Source organism: Arthrobacter sp. YD4, from assembly GCF_030410515.1.
Lineage (GTDB): Bacteria > Actinomycetota > Actinomycetes > Actinomycetales > Micrococcaceae > Arthrobacter.
This window is the reverse complement of record NZ_JAUHHD010000001.1, coordinates 153,041-170,630: the sequence shown is the minus strand read 5'-3', so window position 1 is coordinate 170,630 and position 17,590 is coordinate 153,041. Positions and strand designations below refer to the sequence as shown.

Genomic DNA, 17,590 nt, shown 5'->3' with positions numbered 1-17,590 from the left:
CGGAGAGAGGCAACAGGGAGGGAATCCAGGAGGAACGGGAGAAGCGGGCACGTATCCTACCAGCCAGTAATCTGTGACTTGAAATACGTTGCGCTTGACGCTAGCCGTCACAGTGCTGTCGAGTCACGGTTTGGCAACGGAGTTCCATGATCTGGACATCTTGCGGTTAGGCTACTTCCATATGTAGGCCACGTCACAGGGATATCCCTGTGCCCGCGCCTGCCGGGAAGCACAAGTCTCTCCCGCAGAACTCCCACAACTCTTAGGAGGAGGAATGCGTTTTTCGCGCACTTCCAAAGCACTGGGCCTGGTGGCTATCGCTGCCATGACCCTGACCGGTTGCGGCGGCGGCGGTTCCAACACCGCCGGCGGCAGCACCGGTGGCGACACCAGCAAGGTCATCATTGCTGACGGTTCCGAGCCCCAGCGTCCGCTGATGCCCGCCGACACCAATGAAGTTGGCGGCGGCAAGGTCATCGACATGATGTTCTCCGGTCTGGTCAGCTACGACCCCAACGGCAAGCCCGTGAACGAACTGGCTGAGTCCATCGAGGGCAAGGACGGCCAGCACTTCACGATCAAGATCAAGAAGGACCAGAAGTTCACCAACGGCGAGGCCATCACGGCCAAGACCTTCGTTGACTCCTGGAACTTCGGTGCCGCCGCGAAGAACGCACAGCTCAGCGGTGGCTTCTTCGAGTCCATCAAGGGCTACGACGAGGCCAGCAAGGAAGGCTCCACGGTCGAGACCATGTCCGGCCTGAAGGTCGTTGACGACCAGACCTTCACCGTTGAACTCTCCCAGCCGGAATCCGACTGGCCGCTGCGCCTGGGCTACACCGCCTTCGTGCCGGTCCCGTCCGGTGCCCTGAAGGACCCGAAGGGCTTCGGCGAGAAGCCGGTCGGCAACGGCCCGTACAAGATGGCGGACGGCGGCTGGCAGCACAACGTGCAGATCCAGCTGGTCCCGAACCCGGACTACAACGGCCCGCGCAAGGCCAAGAACGCCGGCGTGACGTTCAAGATCTACCAGAACGACGACGCCGCGTACCAGGACCTGCTGTCCAACAACCTGGACATCCTGCAGACCATCCCGACGAGCGCCCTGAAGAACTACAAGTCCGACCTGGGTGACCGCACCATCAACAAGCCGTACGCCGGCAACCAGACCATCGCCATCCCGGAATACCTGCCGGAGTGGAGCGGCGAGGCCGGCAAGCTGCGCCGCCAGGCCATCTCCATGGCGATCAACCGCGATGAGATCACCAAGGTCATCTTCAACGGTGCACGCCAGCCCGCCAAGGACTTCACCGCCCCCGTGCTGGACGGCTACAGCGACTCGATCCCGGGTTCGGACAACCTGAAGTTCGACGCCACCAAGGCCAAGGACGCCTGGGCCAAGGCCGACGCGATCCAGAAGTGGGACGCTGACAAGACCTTCACCATCGCCTACAACGCCGACAAGGGCGGCCACAAGGCATGGGTTGAGGCTGTTGTGAACCAGCTGAAGAACACCCTCGGCATCAAGGTTGAGGGCAAGCCCTACGCCACGTTCAAGGAAGCCCGCAACGACGCCACCGCCAAGACCCTGACCGGTGCCATCCGCGCCGGCTGGCAGGCCGACTACCCGTCGCTGTACAACTTCCTCGGCCCGATCTACAAGACCGGTGCCGGCTCCAACGACGCGAAGTACGCGAACCCGACGTTCGACAAGGCCATCTCCGACGGCCTGAACGCCTCCACCGTCGCCGACGGCAACAAGGCCATGAACAAGGCTCAGGAAATCCTCCTGACCGACCTTCCGGCCATCCCCCTGTGGTACCAGGTTGCCCAGGGCGGCTGGAGCGACAAGGTCACCAACGTTGACTACGGCTGGGACGGCGTCCCGCTGTACTACAACATCAGCGGCAAGTAAATAACTGAACGACGGCGGGGGCTGCCTGGATTGGGGCCTCCGCCGTTGTTCTGCTTCCACTCTGTTTTCCGGACAGATCCCCGCAAGTTCTCCCTGACAGTCCGCCCTGACGGCCACCGCCTCGGGTGAACTCTGCAGCCCGTCCTCCGTGACCGACCCGGCGCCGGGCTGCAGTCCAAAGTGAAAAGGTTCTTCGATGAACAACTCCGCCGCATCCCTGGACCGGATGCCTGCTGACAAGGGTGTGCTTCGCTGATGGCGACCTACATCCTCAAGCGTTTTCTCCAACTGATCCCCGTCTTCCTGGGCGCAACGCTGCTGGTCTACTTCCTGGTCTTCAGCCTCCCCGGTGACCCGATCGTCGCCCTCTTCGGCGACAAGCCGGTCAACGAGGCCGTCGCCGCGAAGCTCCGCGCGCAGTACCACCTGGACCAGCCGTTCTGGATCCAATACCTGCTCTACCTCAAGAGCATCTTCACCTTCGACCTCGGCCAGGACTTCTCCGGCCGTCCCATCGCCGCCGTGCTGGGCGAGGTGTTTCCGGTTACCGCCCGCCTGGCCATCATGGCGCTGATCTTCGAGGCCGTCTTCGGCATCATCTTCGGCCTGATCGCCGGCCTGCGGAAGGGCAAGCTCTTTGACGCGACCGTCCTCGTGGCGTCCCTGATCGTCATCGGCATCCCGATCTTCGTCCTTGGCTTCCTGCTGCAGTTCACCATCGGCGTCCAGCTCGGCTGGGCCAAGCCCACGGTCAGTTCCGCGGCCACGGTGCAGGACCTGATCCTGCCCGCGATCGTGCTGGGTCTGGGCTCCTTCGCGTACGTGCTGCGCCTGACCCGCACCTCGGTGATCGAGAACATGAACGCCGACTACGTGCGCACCGCCACCGCTAAGGGCCTGTCCCGGTTCCGCGTGGTCCGCGTGCACATCCTGCGCAACTCCCTGATCCCCGTCATCACCTTCCTGGGCGCGGACCTGGGCAGCCTGATGGGCGGTGCGATCGTCACCGAAGGCATCTTCAACGTGCCCGGCGTCGGCAACCGGCTCTACCGGGCCGTGCTCTCCGGCGAGGGACCCACGGTGGTCTCGATCGTCACCGTCCTGGTGCTGATCTACTGCCTCTCCAACCTGCTCGTTGACCTGCTCTACGCCTGGCTTGACCCGAGGATCCGCTATGACTCCTGAAACCAATCCCGCACGGCAGGACGCTTCGATGCCCGCCCCGCGCCACATCGAGCACTTCGTCGCCGACTTCTCCGAGACCCCGCTGCAGGCCACGGACAAGGTCAAGGAGGACCAGGCACCCCTGAGCCTCTGGGCCGAGGCTTGGCGCAACCTGCGCAAGCAGCCGCTGTTCCTGATCTCCGCGTTCCTGATCCTGGTGGTCGTGGCCGTGTCCCTCTTCCCGGGACTGTTCTCCGGCATCGACCCCACCTCCGAGGCCTGCCAGCTGGCCAACTCCGACGGCGGCCCCACCGGCGGCCACCCGCTGGGCTTCACCCAGCAGGGCTGCGACGTCTACGCCCGCGTCATCTACGGCACGCGCTCCTCCGTGACCGTCGGCCTGTTCACCACCATCGGTGTCCTGGTCATCGGCGGCATCATGGGCGCCCTGGCCGGCTACTACGGCGGCTGGGTTGACGCGGTCCTGGCCCGCATCAACGACATCTTCTTCGCGCTGCCGCTGATCCTCGGCGCGATCGTCGTCATGCAGCTGCCGATGTTCCGCTCCAACCGCACCGCGTGGACCCTGGTGCTGATCCTGATGGCGTTCGGCTGGCCGCAGATCGCCCGCATCACCCGCGGTGCCGTGATCGAGGTCCGTAACGCCGACTTCGTCACCGCCGCGCGTTCCCTGGGCGTCTCCAAGTTCGGCGCCCTGATGCGTCACGTCATGCCGAACTCGCTGGCCCCGATCATCGTCGTGGCCACCATCTCCCTGGGCACCTTCATCGTGGCCGAATCCACGCTGTCCTTCCTGGGCATCGGCCTCCCGCCCAGCGTGATGTCCTGGGGCAACGACATCCAGGCAGCGCAGGCCTCCCTGCGCTCGAACCCGATGCCGCTGCTTTACCCGGCCATCGCCCTCTCCATCACCGTTCTGAGCTTCATCATGCTGGGCGACGCCCTCCGTGATGCTCTCGATCCCAAAGCGCGCAAGCGATGAAAGGGGAAGCCATGAACACCCCTGTTGAAATCCGTGAAGAGGGAACGGCCGCCGTGCGTCCGCTCCTGGAAATCCGGGACCTGGCGATCACCTTCAAGACCGGCGGCGGCGACGTCAACGCCGTCCGCAACGCCCACCTCACCGTGATGCCGGGCGAAACGGTCGCGATCGTGGGCGAGTCCGGCTCGGGCAAGTCCACGACCGCGCTGGCCGCGATCGGCCTGCTGCCCACCAACGGCCGGGTCTCCGGCGGCCAGATCCTGTTCGACGGCGAGGACATTTCCAACGCCGGCGAGAAGCGCATGATCGAACTGCGCGGCAACAGCATCGGCATGGTCCCGCAGGACCCGATGTCCAACCTCAACCCGGTTTGGAAGATCGGCCAGCAGGTCCGCGAGACGCTCAAGGCCAACGGGCTGCCCGACGGTCCCGACGACGTCGCCAAGGTCCTCTCGCAGGCGGGCCTGCCGGACGCCGCACGGCGCGCCAAGCAGTACCCGCACGAGTTCTCCGGCGGCATGCGCCAGCGCGCGCTGATCGCCATCGGCCTGTCCTGCCAGCCGCGCCTGCTCATCGCCGATGAGCCGACGTCGGCCCTGGACGTGACCGTGCAGCGCCAGATTCTCGACCACCTGGACAAGATGACCACCGAGCTCGGCACCGCCGTGCTACTGATCACCCATGACCTCGGCCTCGCCGCCGAACGCGCCGACAAGGTGGTCGTGATGTACCGCGGCCAGGTGGTGGAATCGGGTCCGTCGCTGGAACTGCTGCGCAACCCGCAGCACCCGTACACGCAGCGCCTGGTCTCCTCCGCGCCGTCGCTGGCGTCCCGCCGGATCCAGGTCGCCAAGGAGCAGGGCGTCGAGTCCGAGGACCTGCTCGCCCCCGCCGAGGAAGGCCTGGTCGAGGCCGCGAAGCCGGACGAGGTGCTCAAGATCGAGAACCTCCGCAAGGTCTTCAAGCTCCGCTCTGGCCTGGGCCGGTCCACCGACTTCACCGCGGTGGACGACGTGTCCTTCAGCGTCAAGCGCGGCACGACGACGGCGATCGTGGGGGAGTCCGGCTCGGGCAAGTCCACGGTGGCGCAGATGGTGCTGAACCTGCTCCAGCCCACCTCCGGCAAGATCGTGTTCGACGGCGTGGACACCTCGACGCTGAACGCCAAGGAAATCTTCGCGTTCCGCCGCCGCGTCCAGCCGATCTTCCAGGACCCGTACGGTTCCCTCGACCCGATGTACAACATCTTCCGGACCATCGAGGAACCGCTGCGGACCCACAAGATCGGGACCAAGGCCAGCCGGGAAAAGAAGGTTCGCGAACTGCTGGACCAGGTGGCCCTGCCGCAGTCCACCATGCAGCGCTACCCGAACGAGCTCTCTGGCGGCCAGCGCCAGCGCGTCGCGATCGCCCGTGCCCTGGCCCTCGATCCCGAGGTCATCATCTGTGACGAAGCCGTCTCCGCACTCGACGTGCTGGTCCAGGCGCAGGTTCTCAACCTGCTCGCGGACCTGCAGTCGCGGCTGGGCCTGACTTACCTCTTCATCACCCACGACCTGGCCGTGGTCCGGCAGATCGCGGACCACGTCTGCGTGATGGAAAAGGGCAAGCTGGTGGAGACCGGTTCGACCGACGACGTCTTCGACGCGCCGCAAATGGAGTACACGAAGGCCCTGCTGAACGCCATCCCCGGCGCCAAGCTGATGCTCCCACCGGACGTCGCCTGACCTCCAGGCAGGACGCCCCTGCGGGCCCTCACTAACAATGGGAGCCGTTGACCACCCCGGGGGGGGGTCACCGGCTCCCTTTGTTTAACTCTTCCCGGTCCTCCGGTACCGCTGCCTAGTTGCCGGGCTCGGTGGTCACGGGCCCGGGCGGGGGCAGTTCGAGGCCCAGATCCTTGAGTTTGCCGGCCAGGATCGTACCGAGCGCGGCGTGGCCGGTGCTGTTCATGTGCACGCCGTCGGCCATCTGCGAGGTCAGGTTGTACTTGGTCAGCCAGTCGCCGGTGCTGATGAACGGGATGGAATGCCGGGCCGCAAGGCCGCCCAGCAACGAATCCACCTGGGTCCGGCGGCCGCCGCCGTAGTTCGCCCCGCGGGCCAGGGTGCCGATCATCGCCAGCCGGGCGGAGGGGTAGCGCTGCTTGAGGGAGGCGATCAGCCGCTCGGCGTTGGCCACGATCTGGGCGTCGGTGGCCCCGCGGGTTGCATCGTTGCCGCCGCCTTCCATCACAATTAGGGCGGGCGCGCCGTAGGGCGGCTTCCAGTCCCCGCGCTGCAGGGCGTCGACGTAGTTGCCGGTCTTCCCGTTCGCCGCGACATAGCCGGTTCCGCCCAGACCGCAGAAGAAGACGTCGTACCCGGCCGCGGAAAGGCCCTGCCGGGGCCACCCATTGGTCGGTTCGGACTGGGAGTCGCCGATCAGGAGCGCGGTCCGGGAGATGTTGGCCACGATGACCTCTTCCCGGCCGTTGGCCGGGTTGCGGTATACCGTGCCCGGGGCCATGGTGGCCGGGTTGGGCAGGGGTGCCAGCAGGGACTTCTGCCCGCCGGCGGCGACCGGTTCGCCGGACGCACCTGCACCCGCACGGGCCGCCGACTTTCCGGGTACGCCGGAGGCGGGGGCGCTGGCGCTGGCGCTGGCCGGTGAGTCCGGGCCGGACGAGGAAGTGGTGGGTGCCTGCCCGCAGCCGGCCAGGAGAACGCCGGTGGCGATCACAGGTGCGGCGTAGCGGGTCAGAGCCGAGGCGATTCGCATCTGGGGTCTCCGGGCTTTGCTTTTCTTTACCACGGCAATAATGCGGTACTTCGCTCCCAAAAGCCAGTGACATTCCTCACGTGGACACGACGCCGACGGGCCACCGCCGCCGTCGCCGGGCGCCGGGCCCGGTGCCCGGGGATCCCCGCGCCGGCGGGCGATTTAGGCCAATAAATGCCCGAGCCGCTAGAATGGATGCAGGTGCCCTGTGCGAACGGGCCATTCCTGTCGTGCGTTCCGGTCGGAAATGTCGCGATACAACAGCTGACTTCACCACTGAATCGAGCAATAACGCATGTCTGAAACCACCACCAACACTGCGGTAGCCACTGCATTGCGCAGTGACCTGCGCAACGTCGCGATTGTGGCCCACGTTGACCACGGCAAGACCACCCTGGTCGATGCCATGCTCAAGCAGACCAACTCCTTTGCCGAGCACAACCACCTCGAAGACCGCGTCATGGACTCCGGTGACCTGGAGCGCGAAAAGGGCATCACCATCCTGGCCAAGAACACCACGGTGGCCTACAACGGACCGTCCTCCAACGGCGAGACCATCACCATCAACGTCATCGACACCCCCGGCCACGCCGACTTCGGCGGTGAGGTCGAGCGCGGCCTGTCCATGGTCGACGGCGTCGTCCTCCTCGTGGACGCTTCCGAAGGCCCGCTGCCGCAGACCCGTTTCGTGCTGCGCAAGGCCCTCGCCGCGCACCTGCCCGTGATCCTGCTGGTCAACAAGACCGACCGTCCCGATGCCCGCATCGAGGAAGTCGTGCACGAGTCCATGGACCTGCTCCTGGGCCTGGCCTCGGATCTCGCGGACGAGGTTCCGGACCTGGATCTGGACAAGATCCTCGAAGTTCCCGTCGTCTACGCCGCCGCCAAGGTCGGCCGTGCCTCCCTCGAGCAGCCCGCCGACGGCACCGCCCCGGAGAACGAGGACCTGGAACCGCTCTTCAAGACCATCATTGAGCACATCCCGGCCCCGACCTACAACCCGGACGGTGTGCTGCAGGCACACGTCACCAACCTGGACGCCTCCCCGTTCCTCGGCCGCCTCGCCCTGCTCCGCATCTACAACGGCACCCTGCGCAAGGGCCAGACCGTGGCATGGGCCCGCGCCAACGGTGAGCTCAAGAACGTCAAGATCACCGAACTGCTGGCCACCAAGGCACTGGACCGCGTCCCGGCCGAGTCCGCCGGACCGGGCGAAATCGTCGCCGTCGCCGGCATCGAGGAAATCACCATCGGTGAGACCCTGACCGACGCCGAGAACCCGCAGCCGCTGCCGCTGATCACCGTCGACGACCCGGCCATCTCGATGACCATCGGTATCAACACCTCCCCGCTGGCTGGCAAGGTCAAGGGCGCCAAGGTCACCGCACGCCAGGTCAAGGACCGCCTCGACAAGGAACTGATCGGTAACGTCTCCATCAAGGTCCTCCCGACCGAGCGTCCCGACGCCTGGGAAGTCCAGGGCCGTGGCGAGCTCGCCCTCGCCATCCTGGTCGAGCAGATGCGCCGCGAAGGCTTCGAGCTGACCGTCGGCAAGCCGCAGGTTGTCACCAAGACCATCGACGGCAAGATCCACGAGCCGATGGAACACATGACCATCGACGTGCCCGAGGAATACCTCGGCGCCGTGACGCAGCTGATGGCCGCCCGCAAGGGCCGCATGACCAACATGGCCAACCACGGCACCGGCTGGTGCCGCATGGAATTCATCGTTCCCGCCCGTGGCCTGATCGGCTTCCGCACCCGGTTCCTCACGGACACCCGCGGTGCCGGCATCGCCGCCTCGATCTCCGAGGGCTACGAGCCGTGGGCCGGCCCGATCGAATACCGCACCAACGGTTCGATGGTTGCCGACCGTGCCGGTGTCGTGACGCCGTTCGCCATGATCAACCTGCAGGAACGTGGCTCCTTCTTCGTGAAGCCCACCTCCGAGGTCTACGAGGGCATGATCGTCGGCGAGAACTCCCGCGCCGATGACATGGACGTCAACATCACCAAGGAAAAGAAGCTCACCAACATGCGTGCCGCTTCCTCGGACTCCTTCGAGAACCTGACCCCGCCGCGCGAGCTGACCCTCGAGGAATCCCTCGAATTCGCCCGCGAGGACGAATGCGTCGAGGTCACCCCGGAAGACATCCGTATCCGCAAGGTGATCCTGGACTCCAACGAGCGGGCCAAGGCCAACCGCGCCCGCGCCAAGGCCTAGGGTCCAGCCCGCCAGGGCATCGGCGCGTCCAGCGCCACCACGAACTGCCGTCGGGCAGGCGGTCCAACCGCCGCCCGGCGGCAGAGCCGTTTAAGCGGCCCTCCCGGTTCTGCCGGTGCCGTGCGGCGCAACGCCGTCCCGGCGCGCCGCGAAGTGATTGACAGCTGTCACCTCTACTGCAAAGCTGACCCGGTGACAGCCCAGAAACCCGCCGACTTCGCCGCGGATTCCGACGTCGGCGGGGACGCTGAGGCACCGGGGGACACTGCCCGGGAGGCCTCGCTCTGGCGTGACGCCAACTTCGGCGTCTTCTGGACCGCCCAGTCCCTTTCGCAGCTCGGCGCCCAGCTCGGACAGCTCGCGTTCCCCGTCCTGGCCGTGACCCTGCTGCGCGCCACCGAGTTCGAGGTGGGCATCCTCAACGCCGCCGGACTCGCCGCCTTCCTGCTGGTTGGGCTGCCTGCCGGCGCCTGGGTGGACCGCTGGCTCAAGCGCCGCACCATGATCCTCGCGGACCTGGTCCGGATGGTCGCGATCAGCGCCGTGCCCCTGCTCTGGTGGGCCGGTGCGCTGCAGGTCTGGCACCTCTACGTCATCTCCGCCGTCGTCGGCGTCGCCACCGTGTTCTTCGACGTTTCCTATCAGAGCTTCGTCCCCCTGCTGGTGCCCGCCCGCCACGTGGGCGAGGCAAACTCCAAACTCGAGGCCACGGCCCAGATCGCCCGGATCGGCGGGCCAGCCGCCGGCGGAGCGCTCCTGGCCGTGGTGACGGCGCCGGTGCTCTTTGTCGGCCAGTCCGTGGGATACCTGCTCTCCGCCGTGTTCCTGACCCGCACCCGCGACCGTGAGGAGCCCCGCCCGGCCCGGGAACACGGTTCGCTGGGCACCGAGATCCGCGAGGGCCTCTCCTTTGTGGTGCGGCACGAACTGATCCGCCGCGTGGTGCTCTGCACCGCCGGCATGAACTTCGCCAGCATGCTGGTGTTCACGCTGCTGCCGGTGCTGGTGCTCCGGCAGCTGGGGCTGGGTCCCCAGGGTATGGGCATCATCATGTCCGTCGGCGCCGCGGGCGGCCTGCTGGGCGCGGTGTCCGGCCCGTGGCTTGCCCGCCGGATCGGCGAGGGCCGGGTCATCCCGGCGGGGGCACTGCTTGGGTCGCTGGCGCTGGTGCTGGTGCCGGTAGCGGCCCTGCAGACCGAACCCGGCAACGCCCTGGTGCTGCTGACCATCTCCGAGTTCGGCACCACCTTCGGCGCGCTGGTCTACAACATCATGCAGCTGACCATGCGGCAGCGGGTCTGTCCGCCGCGGCTGCTGGGCCGGATGAACGCCTCCGTCCGCTGCGTCGTCTGGGGCGTCATGCCGGTGGCGGCCCTGATCGGCGGCTTCCTCGGCGAGTCCATCGGGATGGTGCCGGCCATGTGGCTGGGCGCCGCGCTGAGCCTGCTCTCCGTGGCGCCGGTGCTGTTCTCGCCGCTGATGTCCATGCGGAAGCTCCCGGACAGCGTCGAGGAACCCGCCTCCTAGGCTTCCTCCGGGCCGGCCGCGTCCTGGGATTTCTCCGGCTCAGTAGAGCCCGGCCTCACCCGCGGCGCCCGGCGGGGCGGAGGCGGCGGCACGGCCTTCGCCGCCACCACGGACGCCAGCGTGATGACCGTGTCCTCCCGGCGCGTGCGGACCGTGCACTCGGTACCGTCGCAACCCAGCAGCTCGCCCAGCGCGTCGGTCAGGCCGCCCTCGATGCGGTACCGGACCACCACCCGGGTGCCCGGCGCGGCGGAGGCCAGGAAGTCACGGGGCCGGGAAGGGGAAACGCTCACCGGACCATCCTAGGTCCGCGGGCGGACCGCCTGCCGCGTGCGTCTGTGACGGCCGGGTAGGTTGGCGGGAGCGGGCTGGGGGATAATAGGCTCGGAAGTCAGCAGCCCGGCGCTCAGGCCGGGGCAGAATGCCCGGCGGAAGCCGGAGCCAACGTGGAGAGGCCAGGGTCGTGACGTACGTAATCGCGCAGCCGTGTGTAGATGTTAAGGACAAGGCATGCATTGAGGAGTGCCCCGTCGACTGCATCTACGAGGGTGAGCGTTCCCTGTACATCCACCCGGACGAGTGTGTGGACTGTGGTGCCTGCGAGCCGGTCTGCCCCGTCGAGGCGATCTACTACGAGGACGACACCCCCGAAGAGTGGGCGGACTACTACAAGGCCAACGTGGAGTTCTTCGACGTGCTGGGTTCCCCGGGCGGCGCCGCCAAGATCGGCAACACCCACACCGACCACCCGATGATCGCCGCCCTGCCGCCGCAGAACCAAGACCACTAGGACGGATCCACGGTGACTTCTGCGGTGCGCAGCTTCGGCCTCAGCCTGCCCGACTACCCGTGGGAGGCGATGGCGCCCTACAGCGCCCGCGCCGCCGGGCACCCCGGGGGAGTGGCCAACCTGTCCATCGGCACCCCGGTGGATGACACGCCCGCCCTGGTCCAGGACGCCCTCCGGGCCGCGGCCAACGCTCCCGGCTACCCGACTGTGCACGGCACCCCGGCCCTCCGTGAGGCCATCGCCGCCTGGTTCGAGCGCCGCCGCGGCGTCCCCGGCCTCGACCCGCAGAACGTCATGCCGACCGTCGGGTCCAAGGAACTGGTGGCCTGGCTGCCGTTCCTGCTCGGCCTGAAGCCCGGCGACGTCGTCGTCCGGCCCACCGTCGCGTACCCCACCTACGACATCGGGGCCACGTTCGCCGGCGCGGAGCACGTCGCCGCCGACGACCTCGATGAACTCGACGCCGGCATCCGCTCGCGTGTCCGGCTCGTCTGGGTCAACTCCCCGGCCAACCCCACCGGCAGCGTCCGCGACGCCGACTCCCTGCGCCGGATTGTGGCGCAGGCCCGTGAGCTGGGCGCCGTCGTCGCCTCCGACGAGTGCTACGCCGAACTCGGCTGGGGCGAATGGGACGTCCAGCGAGGCGGCGAACCCGTACCCAGCATCCTCGACCCGCGGGTGGCGGGCGGCTCCCACGAGGGGCTGCTGGCGGTCTACTCGCTGAGCAAACAGTCCAACGTGGCCGGCTACCGGGCCGCCTTCGTCGCCGGCGACGGTGCGCTGATGGCCAACCTGGTGAACAGCCGCAAGCACGCCGGGATGATCGTGCCCTACCCGGTCCAGGAGGCCATGCGCGTTGCACTCGGCGACGACGCCCACGTCACCGCGCAGAAGGACCTGTACCGCGGCCGCCGCGAGCGGATCGTACCCGCGCTTGAGGCCTTCGGCCTGACCATTCACGAGTCCCGCGCCGGCCTCTACCTGTGGGCCACCGCGGGCGAGCCGACCTGGGACACGGTCGGGCGGCTGGCGGACCGCGGGATCGTCGTCGGCCCCGGGGTGTTCTACGGCGACGCCGGCAACGGCTTCGTGCGGGTGGCGCTGACGGCCAGTGACGAGCGGATCGACGCCGCGGCGGAGCGTCTGGCTACGGGACCGTAACGATGCTGTGACGCGGGGCACACAAAGCGCGGAATCGCCGCCTTGAAGGCCCCGCGGATTAGTGCCACCCGCGAACTCCCGGTACTTTTTAACTGACGATCAATGGTGGCTTTCCACAAGAAGGCAGCGCGGCCGTTGGAACCGGCATGCAGATGCGGATTCCGTGGGCGGCTTCACCAGATGTTGGATCAAGCTTTCAACAGGGGCCCAGGGCCTCATGAGGAGAATCCATGACTGAGACCACCAGCGCAACCCTGCGTCATGCAGGCGGCGAGCTTGAGCTCCCGCGCATCAAGGTTGTTGAAGGAAACGAAGGCTACGACGTTTCCAAGCTGCTGAAGCAGACCGGCGCCGTTGCCTTTGACCCCGGTTTCATGAACACGGCGGCCACCACCTCGGCCATCACATACATCGATGGCGACGCCGGTATCCTGCGCTACCGGGGTTACCCGATCGAGCAGCTCGCCGAGCACTCGAGCTTCCTCGAGGTGTCCTACCTGCTGATCTACGGCAACCTGCCGACGCCGGCCGAGCTGGAGGCCTTCGATCAGCGAATCCGCCACCACACCCTGCTGCATGAGGAGCTCAAGGGCTTCTTCAGCGGCTTCCCGCGCGACGCGCACCCGATGCCGGTGCTTTCCTCCGCCGTCTCCGCGCTGTCCACCTTCTACCAGGACTCGCTGGACCCGTTCAACGCCGAGCACGTCGAGGTTTCCACCTACCGCCTGCTGGCCAAGATGCCGGTCATCGCCGCATACGCGCTGAAGAAGTCCATCGGCCAGCCGATGCTCTACCCGGACAACTCCATGAACCTGGTGGAGAACTTCCTGCGCCTGAGCTTCGGCCTCCCCGCCGAGCAGTACGAGGTCGACCCGGTCGTTGCCAAGGCCCTGGACCTGCTGCTCATCCTGCACGCGGACCACGAGCAGAACTGCTCCACCTCCACGGTCCGCCTGGTCGGCTCCTCCAACGCCAACCTCTTCGCCTCCGTCTCCGCCGGCATCAACGCCCTCTTCGGCCCCGCCCACGGCGGCGCCAACGAGGCCGTCCTCAAGATGCTCCGCCAGATCCAGGCCGACGGCATCAAGCCCGAGGACTACATGGAGAAGGTCAAGAACAAGGAAGACGGCGTCCGCCTGATGGGCTTCGGCCACCGGGTCTACAAGAACTACGACCCGCGCGCCAAGATCGTCAAGGCCACGGCCCACGAGATCCTCAGTAAGCTCGGCGGCAACGACGAACTGCTCGAGATCGCCCTCCGCCTCGAAGAGAAGGCGTTGCAGGATGACTACTTCATCCAGCGCAAGCTCTACCCGAACGTGGACTTCTACACCGGCCTGATCTACAAGGCCATGGGCTTCCCGGAGAAGATGTTCACCGTGCTCTTCGCGATCGGCCGCCTCCCCGGCTGGATCGCCCAGTGGCGCGAGATGATCAGCGACCCGAACACCAAGATCGGCCGCCCGCGCCAGCTGTACACGGGAGAGCCGGAACGGAACTACCCGGCCGTCTAGGTCCCATCCGACGGCACTGCACTGCTGTGCACAGCCTGACGGCGGCGGCCGCGTACCCTTCCCGGGGCGCGGCCGCCGCCGTTTTCCGTGCCGGAAGTGCCCGTGGCTGGTACAGGAGTGACGGGTGGGACGGCGTGGTTCGCCGTGGACGGGGCACGTGCGTGCTAAAAAAGAGCAATGCCCAAATTTGTCGACGCTGTTTTGCGGCGCCAAGAAATTGTCGACGCGGTCTTCCGCATTATCGCCACCGACGGCCTGGAACGGGCGTCCCTGCGTGAGGTGGCCGACGAGGCCGGCTTGGCCGTCGGCTCCGTGCGGCACTACTTCGCCAGCAGCGACGAGCTGCTCATCCACTCCTTCAGCGTCGCCGTTGACAGCGTCACCGGCCGGTTGCTCGGCGCCGAGGAGCAGCTCGCCGCGGCAGCGCCCGGCACCCCCGGCCACCGGACCGCCGTGCTGGCGCTGCTGGAGGAACTGCTGCCGCTCGATGAGGAGCGGGCCGTGGACGCCTGCGTCTGGATGGCCTTCAAGGCCGCAGCCCGTACCCGCCCTTTCCTGGTACCGGAGGCGGACCGCAGCCACCGGGCGGTGGCCGCCGTCGTCGGCCGTCTGGTCCTCACCCTCGCCGGAGACGGCGCGGAGCCGGACCAGCAACAGCTGGTCACCGAGGCCGAGCGGCTCCTGGCAACCCTCGACGGGCTGGTCCTGCATGCCTTGCTGCAGCCGGAATGGATGACGGCACAGGTGTGCCGCGACGTCCTGGAGGCGCACCTTGCGACCCTCGACCGGCGGCACCCGGTCCCTGCCTGACCGCCGGGGACCATCACCTGCACCGCCACTAACCTGTGCCCGCCACTAACCTGTGCCCGCCATTAACCTGTGCGGCCAACGGGAATACACTGAAAAAGTACGTCTTGCCAAGGGAGGCACATCGGATGCACCACACAGGCGGGCCCGGCTGGCGGATCACCATGGACACCTCGGGTCCCATGCTGGTCGCGCTGTATATACGGGACGCGGCCGGCCTGGAGACCGTGGGTCATCCGGTCCTCTGCCCGGTCGTTCCCAAGATCCATCCGTCGAACCATTCCCACCTGATCAACGAAGTGGGCGGGATGCCAGCACTGAAGACGGAGTGGGAGGCGTGGTGGTCACAGCTGCTCAAGGCGCACCCGGAGATGGAGCCCGAGCTGGGGCCGCCCGGCTTCCGCGCCTTCGGCAATTCCCCGGCCCTGCGGCGCGTGCTCCAGGCACACTTCGGCGCCGCGCTCAGCTGGGCCCGGGAGCGCCAGGGGGAGTACCGCGCGCTCGAGGCTGAACGGGACGCCAACGGCGCCTCGTCGATCCTGGCCGACATGGTCGAGGACCGCCTGCTGGAGGCCGGCCGGGATGCCCGCGACTTCGAGCTGACCATCATCGAACTGCCGCTGGCCGAGCCGCGGGCCTGGTACCTGGAGCCGGACAAGATCATCATGAGCTCGGCGCTGGCCGCGGACCCGGAGCTGTTCCGCAGCTATGTCCAGCCGGTCATAGAGCTGCTGGCCTGATCGGGCGAACGTCGTCCGCGGCCGCCGGTCTTTGCGGCGTACCGGTCCCGGCTACTTGGCCGGTTCCGCCGCGACCGTGATGCTGACCTGGCCGGCCGGGGCGTCCCCGGGCTGCCAGCCGTTGTGGCCGGACCGGGTCCAGGTCTGGCCGTCGACGGCCACCGCGGTGATGGACAGCGACTTCGCGTTCGCCACCGCCCACTGGGCCACGGCCCACGCCCGGGTGTCCTGCGCCTGCACGGTGAGCGTGCGCCCCTCCGTGCCGGCGTCGAGCGCTCCGAATGCGGACGTCAGCCGCTGCTGCACGGCGGCCGGGTCACCGCCGGCGTCGGGGGCACGCAGCGTGCAGTCCAGGGACTGCGGCGACTGCCCGGTCAGTGCGGAGGCGAAGGCCCGGGCCGTGGGTTCGTGCTGGGCGTAGGCGCCCGGGTAGGCCGAACGCTGGACCTCCTGCGCGGCGGCGGTGATGGGCAGCGACTCATAGCCGGAAATCTTGACCAGCGCATCGTAGAAGGCGTTCGTGGCATGGTACGGGTCCATCACCTCGGCCTCGGTGCCCCAGCCTTGGGAGGGCCGCTGCTGGAAGAGCCCGCGCGAGTCCGGTCCGGCCTCGTCCCCGTGGCCGATGTTGCGGAGCTTGGATTCCTGCAGCGAGGTGGCCAGCGCAATGCTGGCGGCGCGGGCGGGCAGCCCGCGCCGCACCGCGATCGCGCTGATCAGGGCCGCGTACCCGGCCTGGTCGGTGGCGAGGTCCTCGTCCGCGCCGGGGACCTTGCAGCCCTCCGTCACCAGGGTCTCGGAGCGCTGCAGGAAGGCGACGGCGGTGTACACGGCGCCGCCCACCATCGCCAGGACCAGCAACAGCACGATCCTGCGGCGCCAGCCACGTCTGCGTGCCACGTCTATACTCCCTCGGGCCCCGCGGGGCCGGTCGAATCCTGAGCCGTCAGGCTCTCGGCCGGTGCCTAGTTGGCGTGCAGAGCCTCGTTGAGCTCCACGGTCTGTCCCTTGCGGGGCAGTACTTCCACCTGGCCGCTGGTGGAGTTGCGGCGGAACAGCAGGTTCGGGACGCCGGAGAGCTCCACGGCCTTGACGATCCGGGTGGTGTCCTCGCCGTCGGCGTCCTTCGGGCCCACCACGCGGACGCGGGTTCCGGCGGTGACGTACAGGCCGGCCTCCACCACGGAGTCATCGCCGATGCTGATCCCGACGCCGGAGTTCGCGCCCAGGAGGACCCGCTCGCCGAGGGAGATCTGTTCCTTGCCGCCGCCGGAGAGGGTGCCCATGATCGAGGCGCCGCCGCCGACGTCGGTGCCGTTGCCCGCGACGACACCGGCGGAGATCCGGCCCTCCACCATGGAGGTGCCGAGCGTGCCGGCGTTGAAGTTCACGAACCCCTCGTGCATGACCGTGGTGCCCTCGGCCAGGTGCGCGCCGAGGCGGACCCTGTCGGCGTCGGCGATCCGGACGCCGGAGGGAAGGACGTAGTCCACCATGCGCGGGAACTTATCTACGCCGTAGACGGTGACGGCGCCGCGGCGGCGGAGCCGGGCCCGGGTCATTTCGAAGCCCTCCACCGGGGCGGGGCCGAAGTTGGTCCAGACGACGTTGGGCAGCTTGCCGAAGATGCCGTCGAGGTTGATGCTGTTGGGCTTGACCAGGCGGTGCGAGAGCAGATGCAGCCGCAGGTACGCGTCGGCGGTGTCCGCGGGGGCCTCATCCAGGTTGATCTGGGCGAAGATGACCTTCTGCTCGGTGCCGCGGTCGGCATCGTCGCCCGACGCCGCGATGTCCTGTAGCGCCTGGTCCGCGTTGGCGACGTCCCGCAGGCTCTCCGCGGCGGTTCCGAGCGCCGGGGCCGGGAACCAGGCGTCCAGCACGGTGGCCGCGCCGTCGCGGGTGGCGATGGTGGCCACCCCGTAACCGTAGGCGGAGCGGGAGTCGGCGGGCGCGGCGGAGGAAGCGTTGTCAGTCATGCGCCCAAG

At 67.8% G+C, this 17,590-nt stretch carries 15 protein-coding genes; 11 read left to right on the top strand and 4 right to left on the bottom strand.

Annotated features, from left to right (window positions below; genetic code table 11):
- Positions 1–274: 274 nt before the first annotated feature.
- The 4 genes from QWJ39_RS00740 (at position 275) to QWJ39_RS00725 (ending at position 5,809) form a co-directional block, all read left to right on the top strand.
- Positions 275–1,915, top strand: a complete 1,641-nt coding sequence (locus QWJ39_RS00740; RefSeq protein WP_290255791.1) for an ABC transporter substrate-binding protein — start codon at positions 275–277, stop codon at positions 1,913–1,915.
- A 255-nt stretch (positions 1,916–2,170) separates the two neighbouring features.
- A complete protein-coding gene (locus QWJ39_RS00735; protein WP_290255790.1) occupies positions 2,171–3,100 on the top strand; it encodes an ABC transporter permease in 930 nt (309 codons plus the stop codon).
- The gene (locus QWJ39_RS00730; protein WP_290255789.1) at positions 3,090–4,082 is read left to right on the top strand and encodes an ABC transporter permease; all 993 of its coding nucleotides are present in this window, start codon (positions 3,090–3,092) and stop codon (positions 4,080–4,082) included. Before QWJ39_RS00735 ends, QWJ39_RS00730 begins: the two co-directional genes overlap by 11 nt.
- 11 nt (positions 4,083–4,093) lie before the next feature.
- On the top strand, positions 4,094–5,809 hold the full coding sequence (locus QWJ39_RS00725) for an ABC transporter ATP-binding protein (protein ID WP_290255788.1): 1,716 nt from the start codon (positions 4,094–4,096) through the stop codon (positions 5,807–5,809).
- A 115-nt stretch (positions 5,810–5,924) separates the two neighbouring features.
- Here the strand turns inward: QWJ39_RS00725 and QWJ39_RS00720 are convergent, their stop codons facing one another.
- Positions 5,925–6,842 carry an SGNH/GDSL hydrolase family protein gene (locus QWJ39_RS00720; protein WP_290255787.1) on the bottom strand — a complete coding sequence of 306 codons (918 nt, stop codon included), beginning with the start codon at positions 6,840–6,842 and terminating at the stop codon, positions 5,925–5,927.
- Positions 6,843–7,137: 295 nt separating this feature from the next.
- On the opposite strand from QWJ39_RS00720, the gene typA reads away from it, so the two are divergent.
- Both typA and QWJ39_RS00710 read left to right on the top strand, forming a co-directional pair.
- Entirely contained in the window at positions 7,138–9,066 is a 1,929-nt protein-coding gene (gene typA / locus QWJ39_RS00715) for a translational GTPase TypA (protein WP_290255786.1), read from the top strand.
- A 192-nt stretch (positions 9,067–9,258) separates the two neighbouring features.
- The gene (locus tag QWJ39_RS00710) at positions 9,259–10,593 is read left to right on the top strand and encodes an MFS transporter (protein WP_290255785.1); all 1,335 of its coding nucleotides are present in this window, start codon (positions 9,259–9,261) and stop codon (positions 10,591–10,593) included.
- Here the strand turns inward: QWJ39_RS00710 and QWJ39_RS00705 are convergent.
- On the bottom strand, positions 10,590–10,886 hold the full coding sequence (locus QWJ39_RS00705) for a hypothetical protein (protein ID WP_290255784.1): 297 nt from the start codon (positions 10,884–10,886) through the stop codon (positions 10,590–10,592). The genes QWJ39_RS00710 and QWJ39_RS00705 overlap by 4 nt on opposite strands.
- A 170-nt stretch (positions 10,887–11,056) precedes the next feature.
- Between QWJ39_RS00705 and fdxA the strand changes: the two genes are divergently transcribed.
- The 5 genes from fdxA to QWJ39_RS00680 all read left to right on the top strand — a co-directional run bounded on the left by fdxA (position 11,057) and on the right by QWJ39_RS00680 (position 15,605).
- Positions 11,057–11,383, top strand: coding sequence for a ferredoxin (fdxA, locus tag QWJ39_RS00700; RefSeq protein ID WP_290255783.1), 327 nt, complete (start codon positions 11,057–11,059; stop codon positions 11,381–11,383).
- Positions 11,384–11,395: 12 nt separating this feature from the next.
- A complete protein-coding gene (gene dapC / locus QWJ39_RS00695) occupies positions 11,396–12,544 on the top strand; it encodes a succinyldiaminopimelate transaminase (protein WP_290255782.1) in 1,149 nt (382 codons plus the stop codon).
- Positions 12,545–12,774: 230 nt separating this feature from the next.
- On the top strand, positions 12,775–14,058 hold the full coding sequence (locus QWJ39_RS00690; protein WP_290255781.1) for a citrate synthase: 1,284 nt from the start codon (positions 12,775–12,777) through the stop codon (positions 14,056–14,058).
- A 177-nt stretch (positions 14,059–14,235) separates the two neighbouring features.
- Positions 14,236–14,868: a TetR family transcriptional regulator C-terminal domain-containing protein gene (locus QWJ39_RS00685; protein WP_290255780.1), complete on the top strand. Its 633-nt coding sequence runs from the start codon at positions 14,236–14,238 to the stop codon at positions 14,866–14,868.
- 125 nt (positions 14,869–14,993) lie between these two features.
- A complete protein-coding gene (locus QWJ39_RS00680; RefSeq protein WP_290255779.1) occupies positions 14,994–15,605 on the top strand; it encodes a hypothetical protein in 612 nt (203 codons plus the stop codon).
- 51 nt (positions 15,606–15,656) lie between these two features.
- Here the strand turns inward: QWJ39_RS00680 and QWJ39_RS00675 are convergent, their stop codons facing one another.
- Both QWJ39_RS00675 and dapD read right to left on the bottom strand, forming a co-directional pair.
- Positions 15,657–16,451 (bottom strand): hypothetical protein, encoded by a 795-nt coding sequence (locus QWJ39_RS00675; protein WP_290256468.1) that lies wholly within the window; start codon positions 16,449–16,451, stop codon positions 15,657–15,659.
- 119 nt (positions 16,452–16,570) lie between these two features.
- Positions 16,571–17,581, bottom strand: coding sequence for a 2,3,4,5-tetrahydropyridine-2,6-dicarboxylate N-succinyltransferase (dapD, locus tag QWJ39_RS00670; RefSeq protein ID WP_290255778.1), 1,011 nt, complete (start codon positions 17,579–17,581; stop codon positions 16,571–16,573).
- Between the last annotated feature and the right edge of the window lie 9 nt (positions 17,582–17,590).